Genomic DNA, 22,485 nt, shown 5'->3' with positions numbered 1-22,485 from the left:
TGACTTATCCCTCCACCGTAAAATCAATTTGTCCATTAAAACCGATATAGCCTAACATTGCTGGCACGCTTTTTACTGCTTCTGCTAATGCGTCGATTGAATGGGCAGAAGGGGGGAGCTGCCCATTCTGTGCCCATTCGTTTACCGTTGGAATTGCTGTCGTAATCACGCCATCTTTTACCTTAATTGTGCTACTTGCTGAAGAGCCAATAAGAGTGCTATTCGCAAATTCTACATAATATAAATAGGAAGCTCTTTGCTCTAATCGGAATTTGCGGTAATCCGCAAAAGCCTTGTTCTGAGCGTCTGCTGTAGTTCCATTCATCAATTGCTCAATTAGTGCATCTAAATTAGGTGTTTGCTGCTCGATTTCAATATTTGTATGCACGATAGCAAGCTCGTCAGTTATATGATCAAAAATAATGACCGTATCATATACTTGAAACAGTATCTCATCTTCATGGATATAGCCGATTGCCCCACCCATAAAAGGGTATTCTGTATGCTGTGAAATACGTGGCATCATTTGCTTGAGCGATTGAATTAAGTCGCCATGATGGCTATATGTGACATGGCTAATTTCCTGTAGCGTATCTCCTTTGCCTTTATATGTCTTGCGTGGGTTTGCTCCAATAAAGGAGTAGCGCCCAGTTGTTTCATGCTTTGTGGCGCTTTCCAATAAAAACTTTTGCGTTCCTTGCAGTCTATTAAAAAGTACAATTGGCGTTAAACAATCTCCATTTACTTTGCGAATCGTCGTACGTGAAGTTTTTTGCATTTCATTTTCCTCCTTTTAAAATAAAAAAAGTCCTCTACAAAAGGAATTGTTCCTTTTGTAGAGGACGATAAATACCGCGTTGCCACCTCAGCTTGAAGCCTATTTGCTTCCACTCATGCCCTTATAACGTAGGGAATCCGTCCATCGACAAAAAAGCCGACAGCTCTCCTAAGGCCCATTCACTACTGTTTATGGTGCATTTCCACCCAACATGCACTCTCTCTCACATAAAACAATAGCTACTATTCTTAGTCATCAATTTTTCTCAGCTCAAACTCTACTCATCTCGTCTCTTGGTGGTCGCGCTCCCGCAACCTGCTACCATACCCGAACAAAGATGTAGTGTCATTGTAAAAGGTATGTACAGAAAAGTCAATTAATTCTGATTAAAAAAACTGAATGCTTTAAGCATTCAGTTGAAAAATTCTATATTAAATTTTTAAAGTCAAGTCGTTTGTTCAATGCATACATAATTGGTGCGCTCACTGCTAATACAGTAAATTCGCCTGCCGCCACGAAGAGCCATGTTTCCCAAAATGGTAGCTCTAACACTAAATTTAATTGGTACGCAATAATAAACATTGTAAATGTAAATAAAAATGTATTGATAATCAAACGTGCCCAAATATTTTTGACAAATTTACAAATAAAAATAAAAATGCCTAATGTGATAATTGTATGACCTACACCGAAAATTAAATCGAGCGGTCCAACTGATGATAATAAAAAATTGGAAATAAGTACACCAAGGGTCACACCTACGATATAACGTGGATTAAATGCAACTAAATGGTTAAACATCTCCGCAATGCGAAACTGTACTTGTCCAAAGCTAATTGGTGCAACAAGCATTGTCACTGCGATATACAGTGCCGCAATAATAGCGCTCGTAGCTAAAAATTTGACCTTCATATTCAATTCCTCCTAGTTTTGTTCACGTGGGATGGTTACGAACCACGGTGCATAAGCACAAATATGAATTATAACTAAAATAACGTTAGAGAGCAATAAAAATATTTAATCATACTATTCCTACTCTATAGAAATCATGTTTGCAATAGATGATATAAAGAGTAGAAGAGGTTTTGCTGATCAAGATAATTTCCGCTCCACAATAGAATGTACGTTCTGTTAAAGGGCAAGTTTTTTACCATCTAAGTTTTTCAAAATTAGTAGCTCTGTAGGAACACCGTAACTTTCAATTGCTTCATAGATGGTAAAGTTAGTATTATTTTTTTCATTAAAATATTCATCTGGTAACAGTAATTCAATAGCAAACGTATTCGCCTCTATTTCAATTTTTTCAGTGGATAAAAGGGTATGCCTTTTTAAAAAGGTTGTGTTCACATTGGCGTGCTGGACAGCATGGCCAAGCTCGTGAGCACAAATAAACGTTTGTATTTCTTTGCTAACATCCTGATTAATATGAATGATAGGGACTCTAAACTGCTTGCTAAAGTAACCTAAAGTACTTCCTAAAGGCTCATAAACAATGATTATTCCCATGCGCTCAGCAAGTTCAAATGGATCAAGCGTACGATGCTTTTTGATTAGCTGATTGACTAAGTTTTTAATTTGTGACAAATTCATCACTTCCTACTTTAACGATACTTTTAAGTATATTATAACTAATTTTCTTAGTGATAGGGAAATAACAGCATGACTATCTATATTTTTTAGGTGTAAATTTTTGTTTAGCTACTCTTTTAGCAAGTCGTAGAGAATTTTCTAAGCTGGATAGTAACAATTCTCGATCTTCCAATTCCTCTTCACTTAATTCGTCTAATGTTCGTCCATCAAACGCAGCATGTCCGCTATTAGATAATCCTTCAATCATTTTTTGGAGCTCTTCCTGTATCGATTGCTCATCCTTCTCGGTTAAATCGTAATAGCGCTTTTGGTCAGTGCGACCTAGTAAATAATCGGTACTCACATCAAAATAGTCTGCTGTCTTTTCTAAAGTTTCAGATTTAGGACTTTGCGTTTTCCATTTATAAAAAGCATTTTCACTAAAACTTAGTTTTTGAGCAACTGTTTTTAAATTTTCTCCACGTTCTTCTGCTAGTTTTTTGACTCTGTCAAATAACATAGTATCAACCTTTCTGGATACTTGAATAAAAATAAATTATACTTTTGGATATTGTATCATTGATTTTTGTATCCAATTATATTATTTTATTCTCATAGGCTAAGTTATTAGCTAAATCCCAGTATATATAAATAGCCTTACTTACCGTATATCTACGTTGTTAAGAGACAAATCAAGTATACCGTAATAGGCTTTTATAAGTTTTATTTAGCTGTACACTAATTTTATACTATTGGATACTTTAAGTCAATGGATTCACTTTTTGTTGAAATGATTATTCCATATAAGGAGGGGAACGATGTCAAAGTATTTAACAATACAAGCTTGAGCTGAATTATTTAAACGAAGGATGAGTCGAAGGTATATTCAGTCTATTTTTAAAATTTTATGTTTTCAAAGGGCAAATTAATTAAATTACATAATACATATCAAAATAATCAAAAGGAAGGTGCAGCAAATGTACGAATGGTTAAAGGATTATCAGCAATTGGAGGATGAAATTAGTTATTTTGAACAAAATTTAAGTCGCTCGAAAAAGGAGCTACAGCGTTGGATGCATGGTGATTTAGCAAAGTATAAGCTGACAGCAGAATCGGATGGAGCAAGGCTGGAGGAGCGCATTGAAATTATTGAGTATGAATTAGCCCACAAATTAAACGATTTATATGATTTAGAGCAGTTAATAAAAAAATTCAAAGGCATTGAGCAAAAGATTATTTATGGAAAGTATATTGAAGGAAAGACGTTAGAACATGTAGCAGAAGACTTAGGCTACAGTGCACAATATATTTACACGAAGCATTCTCAAATTAAACGATTGATGAAATTTCATGGTGCTTCATAAACTTATTATAAACTTACTCTATATTGTGGCTATTAATTTTATTGCTAAATCATATTATGATGATAACGTGATAGTTATGCAAAAGGCTATCAACCTTCATTTCACCGGATGTGCTTAACTTTTGAGGCAACAGTGAAAAATAAATTAACAAAAGAAGTCTATTCTCATGAATAGGCTTCTTTTGTTATTGGCAGAAAGGAGAGAATCACAATGAAGTAGATAGTAATGGAAGATTATTAATAGCTAAAACAATGACAATCTATGGACGGAGCTGAGAACATGATGAAAAAGCGGCGTTAGTACTACAATGACACAATTTTATTAAGCAGTAGGCTCCTATCGTCACATGATGCATAAGGAGTTTTTATTTTACAAAAAAATTAATTAACCTAGGAGGTCATTTTTATGACAGAAAACAAAGTTCAATTTGGTATTAAAAACGTACATTATGCAGTAGCAACGGAAGGCACAGATGGGCAATTCACATATGCTGCACCAGTAGCATTCCCAGGGGCTGTATCTTTAACTTTAGAAGCACGTGGTGAGCAGGCTGACTTCTATGCAGATGATCGTGTGTATTACACTTCATCTACAAATACAGGTTATTCTGGTACATTAACGGTTGCAACATTATTGCAGCAGTTCCGAGTAGATGTATTAGGCGATGAATTAAGTGCAGATGGTGTTTTAACAGAAACATCGAATGCTAAGCCGAAAACAGTGGCATTGTTATTTGAATTTGATGGCGATGTAAAGGCTACACGTCATGCTTTATATAATGTAACCATTTCTCGCCCTGGATTAACTGGTCAAACAAAGGGTGAAACAACTGAGCCAGGCACACAGGAGCTGGCATTTGTCGCTGCGCCAACAATTGATGGTGTCGTAAAACGCTCAACAACAGGTGAGACAGAAGATGTTGTTTATAATGCTTGGTATTCAAGTGTATTTCAACCAGTAGTAGTACCAGCACCTTAATTATGATGGGAGACTAAACAATGGAGATTACATTAACAATTGATGGTAAACAAATTCCATTCAAATCGAATGGTGCAGTAGCAAAACGTTATATGATGCAATTCCAACGTGATTTACTTAAGGATATTTTAAGTATGGGTGCTACAAATAAAGGCTTTGAGGAGATGGAAGAAGGAGAAAAAGTTAGCTGGATGCGTGAAAATATTGATTTTAATATGTTTTACGACATTGCATGGACTTTTGCTAAAACAGCAGACAATACCATTCAAGATCCTCTAAGCTGGCTTGAATCCTTTGATGAATTCCCGATTTTAGATATTATTGAGCCTTTACAAAGCTTGCTTGAAAAAACAATCGCTTCTAAAAAAAAATAACATATAGCGGTGCTGCTGGCGCAAGCCAGATCAGCACCGAACAATTTTTAGTGTTGTGTCGAGAATGTCATTTGACACACGATGATCTTGAAACGATGTCCTTTGGTATGGTTTTAGATTATATAGATGAATATTTGGAGAGTAAAAATCCAAATAAAAAGCCAAAAACTAGACATGCGAATCAAATTGATTTTGATAGCTTTTAATATGTCAATTTAGTACAAAAGGTGGTGGTAGTATTGGCGAGTAATCAAAGTGGAAGCAATGATGAAGCAAAAAAAATAGCGGCCGCTCTAAAAGAGATAACGCAAGAAAGCAATAGGGTACAGCAGGCACTAAAAAAAGTAGAGCGTGGATTAAAATTAGATGCTGGCAATGTAGATTTAATTAAGCAAAAAATGGAGCTTTTGCAACAATCATCTGAAATAGCTGGGCAAAAATTAAACACGCTTCAGGAAACGCAGTCGAGGGTTGAGGCTCAACTACGAAGATATAGTGCACAATTAAACAGTTCAACAAAAGAGCAAGAGAAGTTAGCGCAAGCAACTAAAGAATTATCTACTTTTTTTGAAGCGACAGAAACGGATGTTAGCTCTTTTGCGGATGTTTTAGGTACGCGTTTAACGAACGCCATCCGCAATGGAACAGCTTCTACAGATGAAATAAATAAAGCATTAAAGCTGATGGGGCGAAATACTTTAGGAGCTAGTGCAAACATTGATGAAATGCGAAATGCACTAAGGAGTGCCGGCGAAGGAGCAAGCCTAGATCAAGTTAAAAAGGATTTAGAAGGCATTAGCAAAAAAGCTGGGGATGCAAGTAATGCCCTTAATGACTTTGCTCAGAAACAAGCAGGCTCTTTAACTAGCAATGTGACAAGCGTTGTAACACAGGCCTTAGATGTATCTAGCTTAAATACGAAAATAGATATTATGTTTGATGTACCTGAAGAAAGTGTGGCAACGATACGAGACTCGGTGACAACAGTTACAACATATATCGGAGATCAAGAAACCGCATTAGAAGGGGTTCGTAAGCAATGGGCCTTGAATAAAGATCAATCAGATGAAGCAAATGCCTCTATTATTCAAGGGGCAGGGGCGATTGCAAACGTATATGGCCAAATCGATTTTGCTGAGCTTGTTCAAGAGGTCAATGATGTAGGGGCAGCATTAGGTATAAGCAATGAAGAAGCATTAGGTCTTATAGACAGCTTATTAAAATCAGGCTTTCCCCCTGAGCAGTTAGATACAATCGCAAGCTATGGGCAGCAAATGAAGGAAGTAGGCTTTACTACAAACGAAATACAGGCTGTTTTGAAAAAGGTATCGATTTAAAGAACTTTGATGTAAGTAAATTAAATGATGGTATTAAGACAGCCAATAACAATATGAAAAGCTTTGGTCAGGAAGTGCCTAATTCGTTAGCCAAGCTACTAGAAGGTACAGATGTTTCATTAAAGCAATTTCAGGCATGGGGTCAAGCTGTTGCAAAAGGTGGAGAAGATGGAGCATCAGCAATGGGAGAAGTATCAAGCTGGCTTCAAACCATTGAGGATGATTCTTTAAAAAACAGCTTAGCGATGGAGATATTTGGGACAGAAACAGGTCTGCAAGTTAATGATATGATATCTGTTTTCCAAGGGCTTGCGAATGCACAAGATCAAACAGCAGAAAATATGCAAGGTGTAACGGATACTATCAATGGAGTAAATGCTGATCCGTTGATGCGCATTGCTGATGCTGGCAAGCAAATCAAGGACTCACTTCAGCCTGTTTTTGAAGTGATCGCTGATTTTGTTGGAAAAATAGCGGAGTGGGTAAGTAATAACGCAAGCCTTGTTGCAGCTATCACAGCGATTGCCATGACGATTAGCATTTTAGTTGGTGCATTTGCTACATTGATGCCTGCAATTGCAGGCTTAGTTACAGCATGGCCTGCACTAGCTGCTGCTGTAGGAGCGATATTATCTCCTGTAGGCTTAGTTATTGCAGCCATTGCAGGAATAGGAATTGCTTTAGTAGCCGCATACCAAAATTCTGAAACCTTTAGAGAAAATGTTCAAAATGTGTTTAATCAAATAAAGGAGGTCGCAGTCATTGTTTTTGAAGCAGTGGCTTCTTTTATTGGGGAAAAAATCGCATTAATTAAACAGTTTTGGGATGAAAATGGCACACAAATTATGCAGGCTGTTGAAAATGTTTTTAATACCATTAAGGGTGTTATTGACTTTGTGATGCCTGCTATACAATTTGTCATTGAAACCGTATGGACAGCCATTCAAAATGTGATTAATGGTGCGCTCGATATTATTATGGGCGCTGTGAAAATATTTAGTGGCTTATTTACAGGCGATTTCTCTGCCATGTGGGAAGGAATTAAGCAGCTATTCTCTGGTGCTATTGAGCTAATTATCGGGTGGACAACATTGACATTCTTTGGTGGTATTAAAAAAATCTTCACAGAGCTTGCCCAGGCAGGTATCAGCCTACTCAAAGGAATGTGGGATAATATTGCAAGCTTCTTTTCGACAATGGGAACAACTGTATCGACAACCGTTTCAAATTTTTCTCTATCGATTGTCAATTTCTTTAAAGGGTTAGGAACAAATGTTATTAATACAGTTAAAAACCTCTGGAATAATGTAGTTACATCTTTTAGCAGCTTAAGCACCTCAGTAAAAGAAACGATATCTACAATGGCTAGCTCTGTATGGCAATTTGTAAAAGATCTTTCAACTAATTTCTTCAATACGATATCTACAATGAAAACAAATGTTATCAATAAAATGACTGAAATTAAAGATGGCATGCTTGAGCGTATTACCGTATTACCAGAGAAATTCATTGAAATTGGGAAAAATATTATTGAAGGTTTAATTAGAGGTATCTCCAATATGGCGGTGAATGCGATTGAATCCATTACAGGTGTTGTGGATGGCGTAATCAACAAAGCGAAGTCCCTGTTAGGCATTAAATCTCCATCGCGTGTCTTTGCAGCAATAGGTGCTGACACAGTGCGTGGTATGGAAATTGGGATGAGCGAGAGACAACAGCAGCTGAATCAAGTGATGACAGATTTAACAAAAGGACTTGAGCAGGTATCAATCGACTTCCGTAAAAATGAAAAAAAAATAGCACAGGATGCCAATACAGAAATTGAAGCAATTGAGCAAAAAGCTGCAGATGACATCGAGAAAATTAGACAAACAGCAGCATCTAAAAAACGTGCTCTTACAGTCGATGAAGCAAATGCCATTGTGCAGATAAAAGAGCAGAGTGAGCAAAAGGTAAATGCCATTGAAGCAAAAGCACTGCAAGATAGAGCGCTGTTACATGCGGATAGTGATAAAGAACGTTTAGAGGCAATTAAACAATTTATTAGCGAGAAGAAGGTATTGGATCAGCTAAATCTTCTTCAAGAGGCAGAGGTATGGAGAAAATCGGCTAACCTTTTCAAAGATGGAACAAAGGAAAAAATAGAGGCACAAAAGGCTTATCAAAGTACAGTACAGGCGATTGCTGAAGCAGCCGATGATGAATTGCTTATGCTAGATGCCTTTGGTGAAAATGCAGGTAAAGGATTGCTAAAAAGCCTGAGTGATACTGCGCCAGCTATTGCACAAAAGGCGGCGGAAATTGCCCAATCAATTAAGCAAGCACTTGACCTTGGCTCAACCTCACTTTATTCAAAAGGCTTTGAAGTCGAGTTAAATGAGCGATTGGTAGGAGGCATTAAGCATTCCAGCTTAAAATTGCAAGACACCATGAACACGGTATATGGATCGCTAGCATCATCCACTCAAAAATCAAAGGCTAATCACATTGCACAAACACAAATCATTCAGCGTGGTGCGAATATCGATTTAGCTTCATTAGTAGAAGCAATTACACAATTAGCAGGTCGCCCAGTACAAACGATTGTTGCGATGGATGGCAAAGAGGTAGCAAATGCTGTATCAACGCACCAATATAGTAATGCCAATCTTTCTGCGTTAACGAAAGGAGTGGTGCTATGATTATCGAACTAGAAAATGGCACTCGTTATGATATTGCCAACTATAGTTTAAAAAGGCTTTTTCATGATATTCCCTCTGTTGAAATAGCACACACCATTCAATCTGTGGAAGGCAATGGCGATATTGTCACAGCGAGCAATTTTAAACAACGTGTCATTACTGTGAGATTTTTATATATCGTACAGGATATTTATGATTATTATTTACTGCGCGATGAATTGAATGCTTTATTTTTACAGGAGAAGCCATTTTATATCATTTTTAAAAGAGAGCCTTATAAACGCTATAAGGTTCGTTTAATGCAGCAGCTATCTATGGAGCCTTCCACACATATGAACAGCTTTGATGTGCAATTTCGGATGGAAAACTTATTTGCTGAATCGGTAGGAACATCCTTAAATTTACAAAGCACGAAACAATGGGATGCCGATTTATGGGGATGGGGCATGGGAATAGATTGGGATAAAACATACAGCTATGAACATAGCTCAAATCATTTCAGTATTGAAAACATTGGCAATGCATTGATTGATCCACGTCAGCATGAGCTTGAAATTATAGTGAAGGCAAACGCCGCATCTTATTTGCAAATAACGAATCAAACAACGGGCGATGTTTATAAATATGGCGGCACATTAACCGTAAACGATACGCTAGTATTAAAAGGGATACAAACATTGAAAAATGGTTTGTCGGTATTTAAAGAGACAAATAAAAAGCTAATTTCCTTAGCACCTGGACAAAATATATTCACAGTGGAGGGCGGTACGATTCAAAGTATCGCTTTTAATTTTAGATTCTTATATATGTAAGGAAGTGATGGAATGACAATGTATAACACAAACTCGCCCATTACGCGAGAAGAAAGAAACAATATCAATGCGACATGGCAGGATATTTTGAGCCGCTTTGCTAAAATTCAAAGCGATATTCGCTTTTTAACAGGCAACGAAGAAGTAGAGGAATTAATAGCACGCATAAATAGCTCTATTGACGCAGCTAATGAAGCAGCAACAAATGCAGAAAATGCAACGTTGGAAGCAAGAGAAGCGACAGAAGCAGCTAATAATATCACAACAGAGGCTAGGGTGCTCTTAGGTGACTTAACGGTGTTACAGAATGTTTTAGAGCAAATGCAAACGTCGCTTGTTGAGGCTAAAAATAATGCCAATGAAGCGGCAACAAACGCAAATGATGCGACGCAGTTAGCACAAGATGCGACAGAAGCAGCTAATACAGTTACGCAAGAGTCCATCACAGCTACAACAAATGCTAACGAGGCTACTCAACTAGCGCAAGAATCGGCTGATAGCGCAGCTCAAGCTACAGCAAATGCACAAGCAGCGACGGAAGATGCGAACAATGCAGCACAAGCAGCTAACGAAAAAGTAACAGAAGCAACACAATTATTGACGGCACTTAAAGCGTTGAAAGACGAATTACAGCAATTACAAACGGATGTAACACAAATTGCTACAGCCGCAGAAACGGCTACCATTAACGCTAATCAAGCTACTGAAAATGCAAACACAGCAATAACGGCTGCCAATTTAGCCACAGAAGCAGCTAATACAGCAGCAACAAATGCCAGTACCGCAACAGATACAGCGAATGTGGCAACAATCGCTGCTACAACAGCAGCAAATGAAGCAACATCAGCAGCAAGTATAGCAGAACAGGCAGCTACAAATGCAACAGCCGCTACAACAGCAGCAAGTGAAGCAACAACAAGCGCAAATGAAGCAGTCACAGCAGCCAATCTAGCAGCTCTTTCAGCTAATATCGCAGCTACAGAAGCCAATAGTGCAAAAGATGAAGTGATTGTGAAAATTGGTGAAGCCATAGTCGCTACAGAAGATGCAAATAATGCGGCAGTGCGTGCTGATTTAGCGGCAGACCTAATAGAAGGTTGGGAACAAAAAGGCGGATGGAACAATACAGCTGAATATGTAGAGCACAACCTTGTTACTTATAATGGGTCTACATGGCAAGCTAAACGAGCGAATACAGGTGTTACGCCTGTTAGTGGTGATGATTGGCTTTTGTTTGCTCAACGTGGTGTAGATGGTACAGGTGCAGTTAGTTCTGTCAACGGTGTTCTTCCAGACGAACAGGGCAACGTGGAATTGGATTTACAAACAGGCATTAAGATTGAAACTGTAAGTCGTGTTATCTATGTAGGAGCTACTAGGGAATTCACAACTATTCAAAGTGCTATTGATTCGATAGGTGACATTATGTCGCCCCAGACTAGTGTTGTTATTTCTGTTGACCAAGGTGTGTATGATGAAAATATTATCATAGGTCGCACTCAAGGTGGTGTACTTGACATTATGTGCACAAGTTCTAGGAATAGATTTACTCTTAATGGATGTATTGATATACGTAACACATCTTCAAGAGTAGTTCTGAATAACATGACTATTAACTTCAATAATAACAATATCAACAAGAATGAAGCTATCTTTATTATGAACAGTACAGTAGTTCTTAATGGGTCATTGATAGATAGCTTTAATAATAATTATGGTATATTAACATATTCTGCTAATGTAGCACTTACGTCTGTAACTATCAACAATAGTAAATATGCAATTAGTGCAAATACTAACAGTATCATTAATGCTTATGCTGTTAAAGGTACAGGTAACATCACAAGTTACCAAGCACAGACTAGTAGTGTAATTAATTATGCTGAATCCAATGAGATTGAATTAACAAAAGAAACAGGTTATGGTGGACGAATTATCCCTTTTAATTATAATCCAGTAACAACAGTTAATGGCCAATCGCCTGACGCAAGTGGTAATATCACAATTCCTATTCTAGAAGTACCAACGGACTATGTAAAAACTATAAATGGCATTTCTCCAGATGAAGACGGCGATGTAGAAATATCGGCAGGCGGCGCTATAGTCGAGAAATATAGCAGAACTATTTATGTAGGAGCTACTAGGGAATTTACGACACTACAAGATGCTATAGATTCCATTGGAGATATGATAGATTCAAACGTCACAATATTTATAGTACTTGATGCAGGAACGTATACAGGCAATACTATAAATATAGGTCGTACACAAGGCGGCGCTATTGAGCTACAGTTAGGTGGTGCTGTTATAAAAAGTAGTATTTACGTAAGAAATACTACTACCGAAGTAAATATTAGGGGCGGCTCGTTCCTACTTGAAAATGGGATACCTACTGCTGTGTACAGCCTGAACTCCAGAGTCCGCATTATGAATACTGAAATAGATTGTGATAACAATTCGAGTAGTATAGCATTATATGCAGCGAGAAAAGGAAGCATGGACATAGCAGGCGTTAGAATTAATAATGGAGGAACTGCTATCTTTGCCAATGAATTATCCTCTATTCGTGCAACAGGAATCATCGGCAGTAACAATACCCTTGCCTATCGTGCATTTACAGGCGGCTCTATCCTGTACGACCCTAGCAATACTATAACTACTACTGTACTGAAACAGGAATCAACTGGGGGTAGAGTTACGTCGTATGTTGATAAGGGTGTCTTAACAGTAAATGATATATCTCCAGATATAAACGGTAACGTCACTATACCTTCTGGAGGGGCGACAGTTGAGAAGGTTAATAGAACTATCCAAGTAGGTGCAACTAGACCGATAAAGACATTACAAGAGGCTATTGATTCCATCGGAGATATAATAGCACCTAACGTTACGATTAAGATTGAATTTAGCTCCGCAACGTATTTCGACGCCAACACTTATATAGGGCGTACACAGGGCGGCACTATTGAGATTAATATGTTTAGCGCTATATTCACAGGCTCTATAAGTGTAACAAACACGTCTACTAAAGTTGTCTTTAATCAAGGCACTTTTACAGGGCGTGTCGGAATATCTGTACGTAATGCTTATGCTAATCTTACAAGCGTTCAAGTCAATTGCGGCTCTGTATCTAATAGTGTAGGCATCAGCGTATCTCAAAATGCTAGAGTAGAAGTATCTAACGTCAAGATTGATAATGCTACGTATGCTATGTATGCAGACAGAATTTCTAGTCTGTATGCAAATAATGTTAGCGGTGCAGGTAATACTAACGGCTATAGAGCTAGTGTAGGCTCTACAGTTTTATACAATAGTGCCAATACCTTAACAGCGACAAACTTAATACAGGAACTTACAGGCGGTAAGGTCACTTCTTTCAGTTAAATAACGTTAATGATAGAAAGATGGTGAGGAATTGTTTTATGTAACAAACTTAGATGGGTCACAGGTAGAGCCTTTAATAAACATCGGCAGCGATTTTAAAATGGAACAAGCAATAGACGGCACTTTGACAGTGTCGTTTTCTTGTTTTCCTAGTAATAATAATGATGGCTATGAATTGCTACAAGCTGAATCTATGGTTACGATAATGGATTATGATTTTCGTGTGAAGCAGCTTAGCCATACAGCACAAATTAAGACAGTAACAGCTATTAGTATATTTTATGACCATGCAAAAACACAGCAGCATAATATTTTCAATAGTAGTTCTACACTACAAAATTATATTAACTTTGCACTCCAAGGAACTGAGTGGGAAGCTACAATAGATCGTAGTATTGCTAATTTAATTAGTGATATAGGAAAGTTTGGTAATGATAATGTCGTTTCATTAATCACGAAAATCTGTAAAGTATTTCAATGCGAATATTTGATTTTACCAAATAAAAGGCTGTATTTTGCTAAGCAAATCGGTGGAGATTATGATTATCAATATCGTTATAAGCATAATGTTTCAAGTGTTGTGCGAAAAGAGGATACAGCGAATCTAACAACGGTTATGCGTGGCTATGGAAAAGATGGGCTAGAGGTAATTTATAGGTCGCCAAAAGCTGATATTTTTGGGGAGCTAGAGGCAGAGCCTATTCATGATGAGCAATTTACTAATGCTCAAGCATTCAAAGAATATATGGCGAGCCAAATCCAGGATGAGCCAGAGCTAGTCATTGAATCAGCCATTCCAGAGCTGACAAAACGAGAAATTGGTGAGCGTGTATGGCTAATATACGAGCCGTTAAATATTGAAATGCAGACACGTATATTACAGCAGATATTCATTTTACAAAATGGTCAGCTAGTGACTTCCTCTATTGTCCTTGGCAATACAACAAATAAATCTTCTACAGATTTATTTGTTGAGCAGCAAGAAAAGCTGAAGGAAACGAAAGAGAAATTAACGGAAACAAAAACGGAATTGAAAGAAAGCATTGATGAAGCAAAAAAGGAATTTCAAAGCAAAATTGAGCAAACAGACAATCAAATTAAATTTGAAGTGGAGGAGCTAGAAAAATCTATTGCTGCTATCGATGTAAAAGCTGACCATATTAATATATCAGTAAACAATCGTATCACAGATGAAATGGCAGTCATAAATTTCAAGGCTGACAATATCAATATAAGTGTTAATAACCGTATAACAAATGAAGTGGCAGAGATCAATGCTCGTGCAAATGAAATTAACCTATCCGTAAAAGATTTAGAATATAATACAAATGCGTCTATTGGTATTATGCAACATAATATTAGCTCAAAGGTCTCGCAGACGGACTATAATGGTAATACAATTGCATCATTGATTAACCAAACCGCTACAGATGTGACGATTCAAGCGAATCGCATTAACCTCAACGGTGCTGTCATAGTTAATGGCACAATAAGTGGTGCTACATCTATAAATGTTCAAGAGAGCATCGTTATAGGAACGACATTACAAATTGGTCAAAATTGGCAATCTACTTATCCGAAAGCAATTCGATTTGCTGGACAATATAGTACAGCAGGTATTGCATACAATGGGGGCAGCTTAGTAATTAGTGCAACAAATGGAATTGAATTAAATGCTGAGTATATTCGAGTTGTAGGTAGACTGGACGCAAATGTACAAAATGCAGTATCTGCAAATTCAATAAACGGTTACACAATGACCTATACCTCAACCGGAGGAAAAAAATATATCACCTTCAGACAAAATGGTAGCTATTTAGGACAAGTAGAAATTAATTAAAAGGAGCATGATAAACATGGATTATCAAGTACAATTAAACAATGGACAAGCAATTACTTTAAAAAATGCAGAGTTTAATGTGGAGGCTTTTACAACGACATTAAATGAGCAAAAAATTAATTTTGTTAATATCGGTGGGGCAATCATTAATAAGCACATTATCGTTAGTGTCTTACCTACAAATGCTATGGAAACGCAGTCCAACGACTAGCGTTATTTTTTATGCCCTTCACAGCTCTGCTGTGGAGGGCTTTTCTTTGTATAAAAACGAAAATGAAGGGTGATGTATATGGAGATGATTGACTATTTGCAAGGCTTTTTAGAGTCAGATAGCACGAAGCTAATTTATATTTTATCGTGTATTTTGTTTGCCAACATTTTAGATACAGTAGTGGGCTGGCTGAATGCAAAATTGAATAAAAAGGTGAAATTTAGTAGCTCAAAGGCTATTTTTGGTGTGGCACGTAAAATTACTTTATTTGTTGTGTTAGTATATGCCATTCCCGTAGCGCTTCTAATGCCAAAGCCCTTAGGTATTAGTGCGTTATATGCGCTTTATATCGTTTATTTATTAAGTGAGATTAATTCGATTTTAAATCACTTTAAGCTAGCAGAGGATGATAAGAGCATGGACCCTTTTATTGAATTTTTCAAGGGCTTGCTACATCGTGAAGGGAAGTGATGTGATGAGTATTTCAACAACATGTCGGGATGTTAATGAGCTATTACCAGTAGCACAAAGAGCATGTAAATTGCTTTTTCAAGAATGTTATAAGGCTGGGATACGAAATATTTTTATAACGGAAACCTACCGCTCACAGGAAAGACAAAATTACTTGTATGCACAAGGGCGCACAAGGCCAGGACAGATTGTGACATGGACGCTTGATAGTAAGCATAAATCACGCTTAGCTTGGGATATCGCTGTTGGCCCACCACAATCACTGCATGATGTGGTTACTTTAAATAAAGTAGGGGCTATTGCCCGTAAGCTAAATATCACATGGGGTGGTGATTGGCTAGGGAGCATTGACCGTCCACATTTCGAGGTTACAGGAAATTGGCGGTTACCGAAGGGCCATCAGCTTGAAGATATGATGACAATACCTTCAAGTAGTCAAGCAAAGGAGGAGATAAAAATGACAGGATGGAATCCAGCAAGTCCAGCTATGCAAACAGCAGCAGAACTGTTTTTAGCACAAGCGGTAAAGGAAGGTATTATTCAAGCATCTCACTTAAAGGATTTGCAAAATAAGCAGTTAACGACAGATCGATTATTAGGGCTATTCATCACAATTAACCAACGACGTAATCACTAACAGATTACTTTTATTCATTTAAAGAAAAAAGACATAAAAAATTCATAATTCCGAAAAAACTTTAGTTTAGCGGTTTAAAGCGAAAAATTGTAAGAATATTTGCGTAAATCGTATTGACTATATAGAATACCCCATGTAATATTACGATAATTATCACTTTATTCAAATGAAGCAGGGGGATTTATTGAAAATGAAAAACAAATTAGCATTTTTACTAGTAGCCGTCGTTTTGTTACTAGCGGCATGTGGGACTGGCTCAAACAATGGGTCATCTACAGGTACAGAGGACAAAGAAACATCACAAGATACAAAAAAATATAAAATTGGGGTAACACAAATCGTTGAGCATCCATCGCTTGATGCAGCATATAAAGGGTTTCAGGCTGCATTTGCCGATGCAGGTATTGAGGCAGAATTTATTTATCAGACAGCAAACGGTGACAATAATGCCAATATGTCAATCGCTCAAAAGCTAGTAGGGGATCAAGTTGATTTAATTTTTGCAAACTCCACACCGTCTGCACAAGCAGCAAAAAGTGCAACATCCGATATTCCAATCGTCTTTACCTCTGTAACAGATGCAATTGATGCGCAATTAATTCATTCAATGGAAGAGCCAGGGGGCAATGTCACAGGTACAATTGACTTACATCCAGATACAATTGCTAACACAGTAGCATTTATGAAAAATGAACTAGGTGCGAAAAAAGTTGGGACAGTATATAACTCTGGTGAGCAAAACTCTGTTGCACAAATTGCACAGGTAAAACAAGCACTAGCTAATGAAGGTTTAGAATTAGTAGAAGCATCAGTAGCAACATCTGCTGAGGTGAAGCAAGCGACAGAATCATTAGTAGGTAAAGTAGATGCGCTTTATATTGTTACAGATAATACAGTTGTTTCAGCTTTAGAATCTGTTATCGATGTAGCGAAAGTGAACAGCCTACCAACAATGGTAGGAGAACTTGATTCAGTAGCACGTGGTGGCTTAGGTGCATATGGCTTTGAATATTATGATATCGGCTATGAAGCAGGGCAAATGGCGATTCAAATTTTACAAGATGGCAAATCACCAAGTGAAGTACCAGCAGCATACCCTGCAAATTTAAAATTAGTAATCAATAAAAGTGTAGCAGATGCATTAGGTCTTGAAATTAAAGATACTTGGAATGCGGAAGTGAAATAATTTTTCTAGGAGATGATTCAGCATGTTTACAGCATTATTTGGCTCGGTGGAGCAAGGAATCATCTATGCAATTATGGCACTCGGAGTGTATTTAACATTCCGAGTGTTAGACTTTCCAGATTTAACGGTTGATGGAAGCTTTGTAACAGGTGCGGCGACAGCAGCGATGATGATTGTGCTCGGCTATCATCCAATACTCGCGACGTTAGTGGCAATTGTTGCAGGATTTATTGCAGGATGCATGACAGGCTTATTACACACCAAGGGAAAAATAAATCCATTGCTTTCAGGGATTTTAATGATGATTGCCCTATGGTCAATCAATTTGCGTATTATGGGATTAACAGCTGACAATACAATTGGTCGCTCCAACATCCCGTTATTGAACGAAGAAACGATTTTTACGAAGTTTTATGCATTTTGGAGTAATTTGGGAATCGACGATGCATTAAATAACATGCTAGCAAGCATGGGCATCGCACCAGTACCAGCAACATGGGGCATTTTATTAGTTGTCATTATTATTACGGTTATTATTAAACTGATTGTCGATTGGTTCTTAAAAACAGAGGTAGGGCTTGCGATTCGTGCAACAGGTGATAATAAGCGCATGATTCGCAGCTTCTCTGCCAATACAGACCGCCTCATTATTTTAGGGCTTGGTATTTCTAATGCGCTTGTTGCGTTTTCAGGTGCTTTAATCGCTCAATATGCAAAATATGCAGATATCGGGCTTGGTATCGGGATGATTGTTATTGGTTTAGCCTCTGTCATTATTGGGGAAGCCATTTTTGGTACGAAAACGATTTTCCGTACAACATTGGCTGTTGTTGTAGGGGCAATTATTTATCGTATTATTTACGCGATTGCACTACGCATCGATTGGTTAGACACAGGAGATATGAAATTAATTACAGCAGTCATTGTAATTTTAGCGCTAGTTATTCCGCAAATAGTCAATAAACGCAAGCAACAAAAAAGCAAGGCAAAACGCTTAGCAGAGCGGGGAGGTCAGCCACTTGCTTAAATTACAACAAATTAATAAGATTTTTAATGAAGGGACACCTGATGAAAAGGTTGCCTTAAATGATATCAATTTGCACTTAGCGTCAGGTGATTTCGTGACAATTATCGGGAGTAATGGTGCAGGTAAATCAACAATGATGAACATGATTTCAGGCGCATTAACACCAGATTATGGTGTTGTCGCAATTGATGGTACTGATGTTACACGTTTACCTGAATATAAGCGCTCACAATATTTGGGCCGCGTATTCCAAGACCCAATGGCAGGCACAGCACCATCAATGACAATTGAAGAAAACTTAGCGATTGCTTATTCACGTAATACAAAGCGTTCTTTGCGCCGTGGCGTAGACCGTGAGCGCCGTGATTTCTTCCGTACATCGCTTGAGCGACTACATTTAAATTTAGAAAACCGCCTGAATGCGAAAGTAGGATTATTATCAGGTGGCGAACGTCAGGCATTATCGCTATTAATGGCGACATTTACTAAGCCGGCGATTCTTTTGCTAGATGAGCATACAGCAGCGCTTGACCCATCACGCGCAGAGCTCATCACTCGCTTAACGAAGGAGCTAGTTGAAGCAGACAAGTTAACAACATTAATGGTGACACACAATATGCAGCAAGCTTTAGACTTAGGCAACCGACTCATTATGATGGACAAAGGCCAAATCATTTTACAAATCGATGAAGAAACAAAACCAGGTTTGACCATTCCTGATTTGATGGCAGAATTTGAGCGCATTCGTGGCGAAAAAATGAACTCTGACCGCGCGTTGTTAGGGTGATATAGATTGCGCAATTTCTATAATTTGTTCAATGACTAAATCGTTTTCCGCATTATCTTTAATAACAAATAAATAATCTGCCTCATCAGACGAGATATTTTCTGATGGGGCTTTTTGCTGTTGATTCAGTACTTGCTGAAAGCTTGAATAACTTTCCCTGAATATATTGGTGCTTCGGTTGCTTGTCTTTACTCTTTATAAAAGCACTTCATCTGATAAATCAAAATGTACGAAAATGCGAATGAACTTTTCCTCTGTGAAGAATTCCCTAAATAACTGTGTGCGACTACCTTTATCACGATTGGCATTACACACAATAATATGTAGGCTCGTATGTTCAATGGCATACGACAAAATGTATTTAGAAAGACCATTTTTTAATGTTCTTGTGCCTGTTTTTTAGAGCAATTAAAAATTCAGCATGGCTATCTTGGCCTATAACAAAAATTTGTTTTCCAATGCTTTAGCAAACGAGCTTTTTCCACTATGTGTTTTACCAACCGTCATAATAAGTAGACGCTTCATTTTTTCATCTCCAATAAAGAAATTCCCTGGGGAATATTATATAATATTGTCTAAAAAAGGGGAAATGCTAATGATTGTTATGTGTAGAAAAATGCCAGAACAATTGCTATTTTTAGAGACATTGCTGCAAAGAAATGCAGACTTTTATGAGCAATATCAGAGTGTGAATGCGGGATACATAGGAGAGCTTCGAGTAGACCGTGAATGGGCTGATATATTTTTAAAGCAGAAGCATTATCTTTTTTATGATTATCAACTAACAAACAAAGCGAATTTTACGCATCAAATTGACACCTTGTTTATTTGTCGCTCCTTTATTTTATTAATTGAAGTAAAGCATATTGTTGGGCGGCTCGATTTTGAAGAACAGACACATCAATTTATCCGCACTAAAAATGATGGTACGCAAAATGTTTACCGAAATCCAATCGATCAGGTTGAACGCCATCGCCTACTGATGGAAACACTCCTATTACAATGGGGAGTTGAGCTTCCTGTAATTCCAGCTATCGTTGTGACGACTCCCTCATCACACATTGCTACAACGCCACCTCAATATTTGATTTTCCACGTGACCGGCTTACGTACAAAGCTACAACAGCTTTTTGAAAAATATCCTCCTATAATTACAAGCAATCAATTAAGTTACTTAAAGGAACAATTACTAGCAAGCTATAAAAGAAAACCGTTTGTTAGGTTGACGATTCCACCAAACACAATAATGGGTGCATTATGTCCAACTTGTCAGCCTGCCATCCGCATGCAGCATTGGCGTGGCAAAACCTTTCAATGTCCATGCTGTGAAATGCGTGTAAATGATGCAATTTTAAAAGGTTTACGTGATTATAAAATATTAGTGAGTGACAAGATTACAAATAGTGAATTTCGGCAGTTTTTTGGTATACGGGATGTGAAAGTGGCAGGGAATTTATTAGCTCAGCTTAATTTAGAGAGGATTGGAGAACGCAAAAAAAGAGAGTATATGATTCCTAATGAGGTAACGTGGAATAAACTCTGAAAAACATGGAATAAATCTCAAAAAACGTGGAATAAACTTCTGAAAATATGGAATAAAACCAAAAAAACATGGAATAAAGCAAAAATCCCCCGCCAGCTGAACTGCACCCCAATTGTTAGACACATCTAATAATTGGAGGTGCAGTTCAGCTGGCGGGGGATTTCATTATACTAACAGTCCGAATAGTGTGCTGTCTTTATTGACTTCCTTATATTCGAAGCCGTTTTCTCGCATGCGTTGTAGTATGCCTTGATAATCATCACGATATGCGACCTCGATGCCGACGAGGGCGGGGCCACTTTCCTTGTTGTTTTTCTTCGTGTACTCGAATGTTGTAATATCATCATTTGGTCCGAGCACAGATGTGAGAAATTGGCGTAGTGCACCAGAACGCTGTGGGAAGCTGACGATGAAATAGTAGAGCAAGCCTTCATAAATAAGTGAGCGCTCTTTAATTTCCTGCATGCGTCCGATATCGTTGTTGCCTCCGCTAATAATGATGACAACTGATTTCCCTTTGATTTCTTCAGCATAAAAATCAAGCGCTGCAACAGAAAGGGCGCCAGCTGGCTCCGCAACGATTGCATGCTTATTGTACAAATCTAAAATCGTCGTACATACTTTGCCTTCTGGTACTAGAATGATATCGTCTAAATATTTGCGACACGTTTCATATGTTTCAGAGCCGACACATTGTACAGCTGCACCATCTACAAATTTATCGATGGAAGATAGAGAGGTTGGCGCGTCATTGGCAAATGCAGCTTTCATACTGCCAGCACCTGCTGGCTCCACACCAATGATTTTGCTAGTAGGGGAGAGGTTTTTCACATATGTTGAAACACCAGACATTAAGCCACCACCGCCGATGCTACCGAAAATGTAATCAATCGGCTCCTCAATATCGTTCATAATTTCGACTGCCACAGTGCCTTGTCCAGCAATGACATCAAAGTCATCAAACGGGTGAATGAAAATTTTCCCATGCTCTTCACAGTAAGCTTGGGCACTTCGCGCAGAATCATCGAATGTATCACCTGACAGTACAATTTCGACATAGTCACGACCAAACATGCGAACCTGGCCAATTTTTTGCTTAGGTGTTGTTTTAGGCATGAAAATAGTTGCTTGAATTTGCAAATGGGCACATGCATAAGCGACACCTTGTGCATGGTTACCTGCGCTTGCGCACACAACGCCTACCTCTTTTGCTTGCTCTTCTATTTTTTTTATTTTATAGTATGCACCTCGTAATTTGAATGAGCGTACATGCTGTAAATCTTCGCGCTTTAAATAAATATTTGCCCCATACTTCTCTGATAAATAATCATTTTTTTGCAAAGGTGTATGTGCAACAACATCCTTTAAGAAATGATGGGCAATTAAAATATTCTCAACCGCAACGGTTTTTGAGTTTGAAACTTCTTCCATATATAGCAACCTCCATTAAGATAAAACGTTTATTTATTCTAACATAATTTAATGACGAAATGTTGAAAATATTTA

General features: G+C 37.8%; 21 protein-coding genes, 1 pseudogene and 1 other annotated feature. Of the genes and pseudogenes, 16 read left to right on the top strand and 6 right to left on the bottom strand.

What is annotated here, in order from left to right; genetic code table 11:
* Positions 1 to 4: 4 nt before the first annotated feature.
* From R6U77_RS02605 to R6U77_RS02590, 4 genes are all read right to left on the bottom strand, one after another.
* A complete protein-coding gene (locus tag R6U77_RS02605; protein WP_319837312.1) occupies positions 5 to 778 on the bottom strand; it encodes a metal ABC transporter ATP-binding protein in 774 nt (257 codons plus the stop codon).
* A 57-nt stretch (positions 779 to 835) separates the two neighbouring features.
* Positions 836 to 1,043, bottom strand: a binding site (T-box leader).
* 161 nt (positions 1,044 to 1,204) lie between these two features.
* A complete protein-coding gene (locus R6U77_RS02600) occupies positions 1,205 to 1,690 on the bottom strand; it encodes a QueT transporter family protein (protein ID WP_293926740.1) in 486 nt (161 codons plus the stop codon).
* A 219-nt stretch (positions 1,691 to 1,909) separates the two neighbouring features.
* Positions 1,910 to 2,362: an ImmA/IrrE family metallo-endopeptidase gene (locus R6U77_RS02595; protein ID WP_319837311.1), complete on the bottom strand. Its 453-nt coding sequence runs from the start codon at positions 2,360 to 2,362 to the stop codon at positions 1,910 to 1,912.
* A 79-nt stretch (positions 2,363 to 2,441) separates the two neighbouring features.
* Positions 2,442 to 2,867: a helix-turn-helix domain-containing protein gene (locus R6U77_RS02590; protein ID WP_319837310.1), complete on the bottom strand. Its 426-nt coding sequence runs from the start codon at positions 2,865 to 2,867 to the stop codon at positions 2,442 to 2,444.
* A 457-nt stretch (positions 2,868 to 3,324) separates the two neighbouring features.
* On the opposite strand from R6U77_RS02590, the gene R6U77_RS02585 reads away from it, so the two are divergent.
* The 15 genes from R6U77_RS02585 to R6U77_RS02515 all read left to right on the top strand — a co-directional run bounded on the left by R6U77_RS02585 (position 3,325) and on the right by R6U77_RS02515 (position 19,436).
* Positions 3,325 to 3,711: a hypothetical protein gene (locus R6U77_RS02585; RefSeq protein ID WP_319837309.1), complete on the top strand. Its 387-nt coding sequence runs from the start codon at positions 3,325 to 3,327 to the stop codon at positions 3,709 to 3,711.
* Positions 3,712 to 4,116: 405 nt separating this feature from the next.
* Entirely contained in the window at positions 4,117 to 4,689 is a 573-nt protein-coding gene (locus R6U77_RS02580) for a major tail protein (protein ID WP_319837308.1), read from the top strand.
* A gap of 20 nt (positions 4,690 to 4,709) precedes the next feature.
* Positions 4,710 to 5,063, top strand: coding sequence for a hypothetical protein (locus R6U77_RS02575; RefSeq protein ID WP_319837307.1), 354 nt, complete (start codon positions 4,710 to 4,712; stop codon positions 5,061 to 5,063).
* 71 nt (positions 5,064 to 5,134) lie between these two features.
* The gene (locus R6U77_RS02570) at positions 5,135 to 5,269 is read left to right on the top strand and encodes a hypothetical protein (protein WP_319837306.1); all 135 of its coding nucleotides are present in this window, start codon (positions 5,135 to 5,137) and stop codon (positions 5,267 to 5,269) included.
* 33 nt (positions 5,270 to 5,302) lie between these two features.
* Entirely contained in the window at positions 5,303 to 6,400 is a 1,098-nt protein-coding gene (locus tag R6U77_RS02565) for a phage tail tape measure protein (RefSeq protein ID WP_319837305.1), read from the top strand.
* 53 nt (positions 6,401 to 6,453) lie between these two features.
* A complete protein-coding gene (locus R6U77_RS02560) occupies positions 6,454 to 9,081 on the top strand; it encodes a phage tail protein (protein ID WP_319837304.1) in 2,628 nt (875 codons plus the stop codon).
* The gene (locus tag R6U77_RS02555) at positions 9,078 to 9,893 is read left to right on the top strand and encodes a distal tail protein Dit (protein WP_319837303.1); all 816 of its coding nucleotides are present in this window, start codon (positions 9,078 to 9,080) and stop codon (positions 9,891 to 9,893) included. The genes R6U77_RS02560 and R6U77_RS02555 overlap by 4 nt, the downstream gene beginning before the upstream one ends.
* 12 nt (positions 9,894 to 9,905) lie before the next feature.
* A complete protein-coding gene (locus R6U77_RS02550; protein WP_319837302.1) occupies positions 9,906 to 13,277 on the top strand; it encodes a hypothetical protein in 3,372 nt (1,123 codons plus the stop codon).
* A gap of 31 nt (positions 13,278 to 13,308) precedes the next feature.
* The gene (locus R6U77_RS02545) at positions 13,309 to 15,117 is read left to right on the top strand and encodes a phage tail protein (protein ID WP_319837301.1); all 1,809 of its coding nucleotides are present in this window, start codon (positions 13,309 to 13,311) and stop codon (positions 15,115 to 15,117) included.
* Positions 15,118 to 15,133: 16 nt separating this feature from the next.
* Positions 15,134 to 15,328, top strand: coding sequence for a hypothetical protein (locus R6U77_RS02540; protein WP_319837300.1), 195 nt, complete (start codon positions 15,134 to 15,136; stop codon positions 15,326 to 15,328).
* 78 nt (positions 15,329 to 15,406) lie between these two features.
* A complete protein-coding gene (locus R6U77_RS02535) occupies positions 15,407 to 15,799 on the top strand; it encodes a phage holin family protein (protein ID WP_319837299.1) in 393 nt (130 codons plus the stop codon).
* Between the two features lie 4 nt (positions 15,800 to 15,803).
* The gene (locus tag R6U77_RS02530; RefSeq protein WP_319837298.1) at positions 15,804 to 16,436 is read left to right on the top strand and encodes a M15 family metallopeptidase; all 633 of its coding nucleotides are present in this window, start codon (positions 15,804 to 15,806) and stop codon (positions 16,434 to 16,436) included.
* Between the two features lie 190 nt (positions 16,437 to 16,626).
* On the top strand, positions 16,627 to 17,622 hold the full coding sequence (locus tag R6U77_RS02525) for an ABC transporter substrate-binding protein (RefSeq protein ID WP_319837297.1): 996 nt from the start codon (positions 16,627 to 16,629) through the stop codon (positions 17,620 to 17,622).
* Positions 17,623 to 17,644: 22 nt separating this feature from the next.
* On the top strand, positions 17,645 to 18,649 hold the full coding sequence (locus R6U77_RS02520) for an ABC transporter permease (RefSeq protein WP_319837296.1): 1,005 nt from the start codon (positions 17,645 to 17,647) through the stop codon (positions 18,647 to 18,649).
* On the top strand, positions 18,642 to 19,436 hold the full coding sequence (locus R6U77_RS02515; RefSeq protein WP_319837295.1) for an ABC transporter ATP-binding protein: 795 nt from the start codon (positions 18,642 to 18,644) through the stop codon (positions 19,434 to 19,436). The genes R6U77_RS02520 and R6U77_RS02515 overlap by 8 nt, the downstream gene beginning before the upstream one ends.
* On the opposite strand, the pseudogene R6U77_RS02510 reads toward R6U77_RS02515, so the two are convergent.
* Positions 19,428 to 19,961 (bottom strand): annotated as a pseudogene (locus R6U77_RS02510) (ATP-binding protein). The gene R6U77_RS02515 and the pseudogene R6U77_RS02510 overlap by 9 nt on opposite strands.
* Before the next feature lie 70 nt (positions 19,962 to 20,031).
* Between R6U77_RS02510 and R6U77_RS02505 the strand changes: the two are divergent.
* Complete coding sequence (locus tag R6U77_RS02505) at positions 20,032 to 20,979, top strand: nuclease-related domain-containing protein (protein ID WP_319837294.1); 948 nt, start codon at positions 20,032 to 20,034, stop codon at positions 20,977 to 20,979.
* Between the two features lie 165 nt (positions 20,980 to 21,144).
* On the opposite strand, the gene ilvA is transcribed toward R6U77_RS02505, so the two are convergent.
* Positions 21,145 to 22,410 carry a threonine ammonia-lyase IlvA gene (gene ilvA, locus R6U77_RS02500; protein WP_319837293.1) on the bottom strand — a complete coding sequence of 422 codons (1,266 nt, stop codon included), beginning with the start codon at positions 22,408 to 22,410 and terminating at the stop codon, positions 21,145 to 21,147.
* Positions 22,411 to 22,485 lie beyond the last annotated feature (75 nt).

This window comes from Lysinibacillus louembei, from assembly GCF_033880585.1.
Taxonomy (GTDB): domain Bacteria; phylum Bacillota; class Bacilli; order Bacillales_A; family Planococcaceae; genus Metasolibacillus; species Metasolibacillus louembei.
Note: the sequence above shows the minus strand (reverse complement) of the source record. Positions and strands in the feature narration are given on the sequence as shown.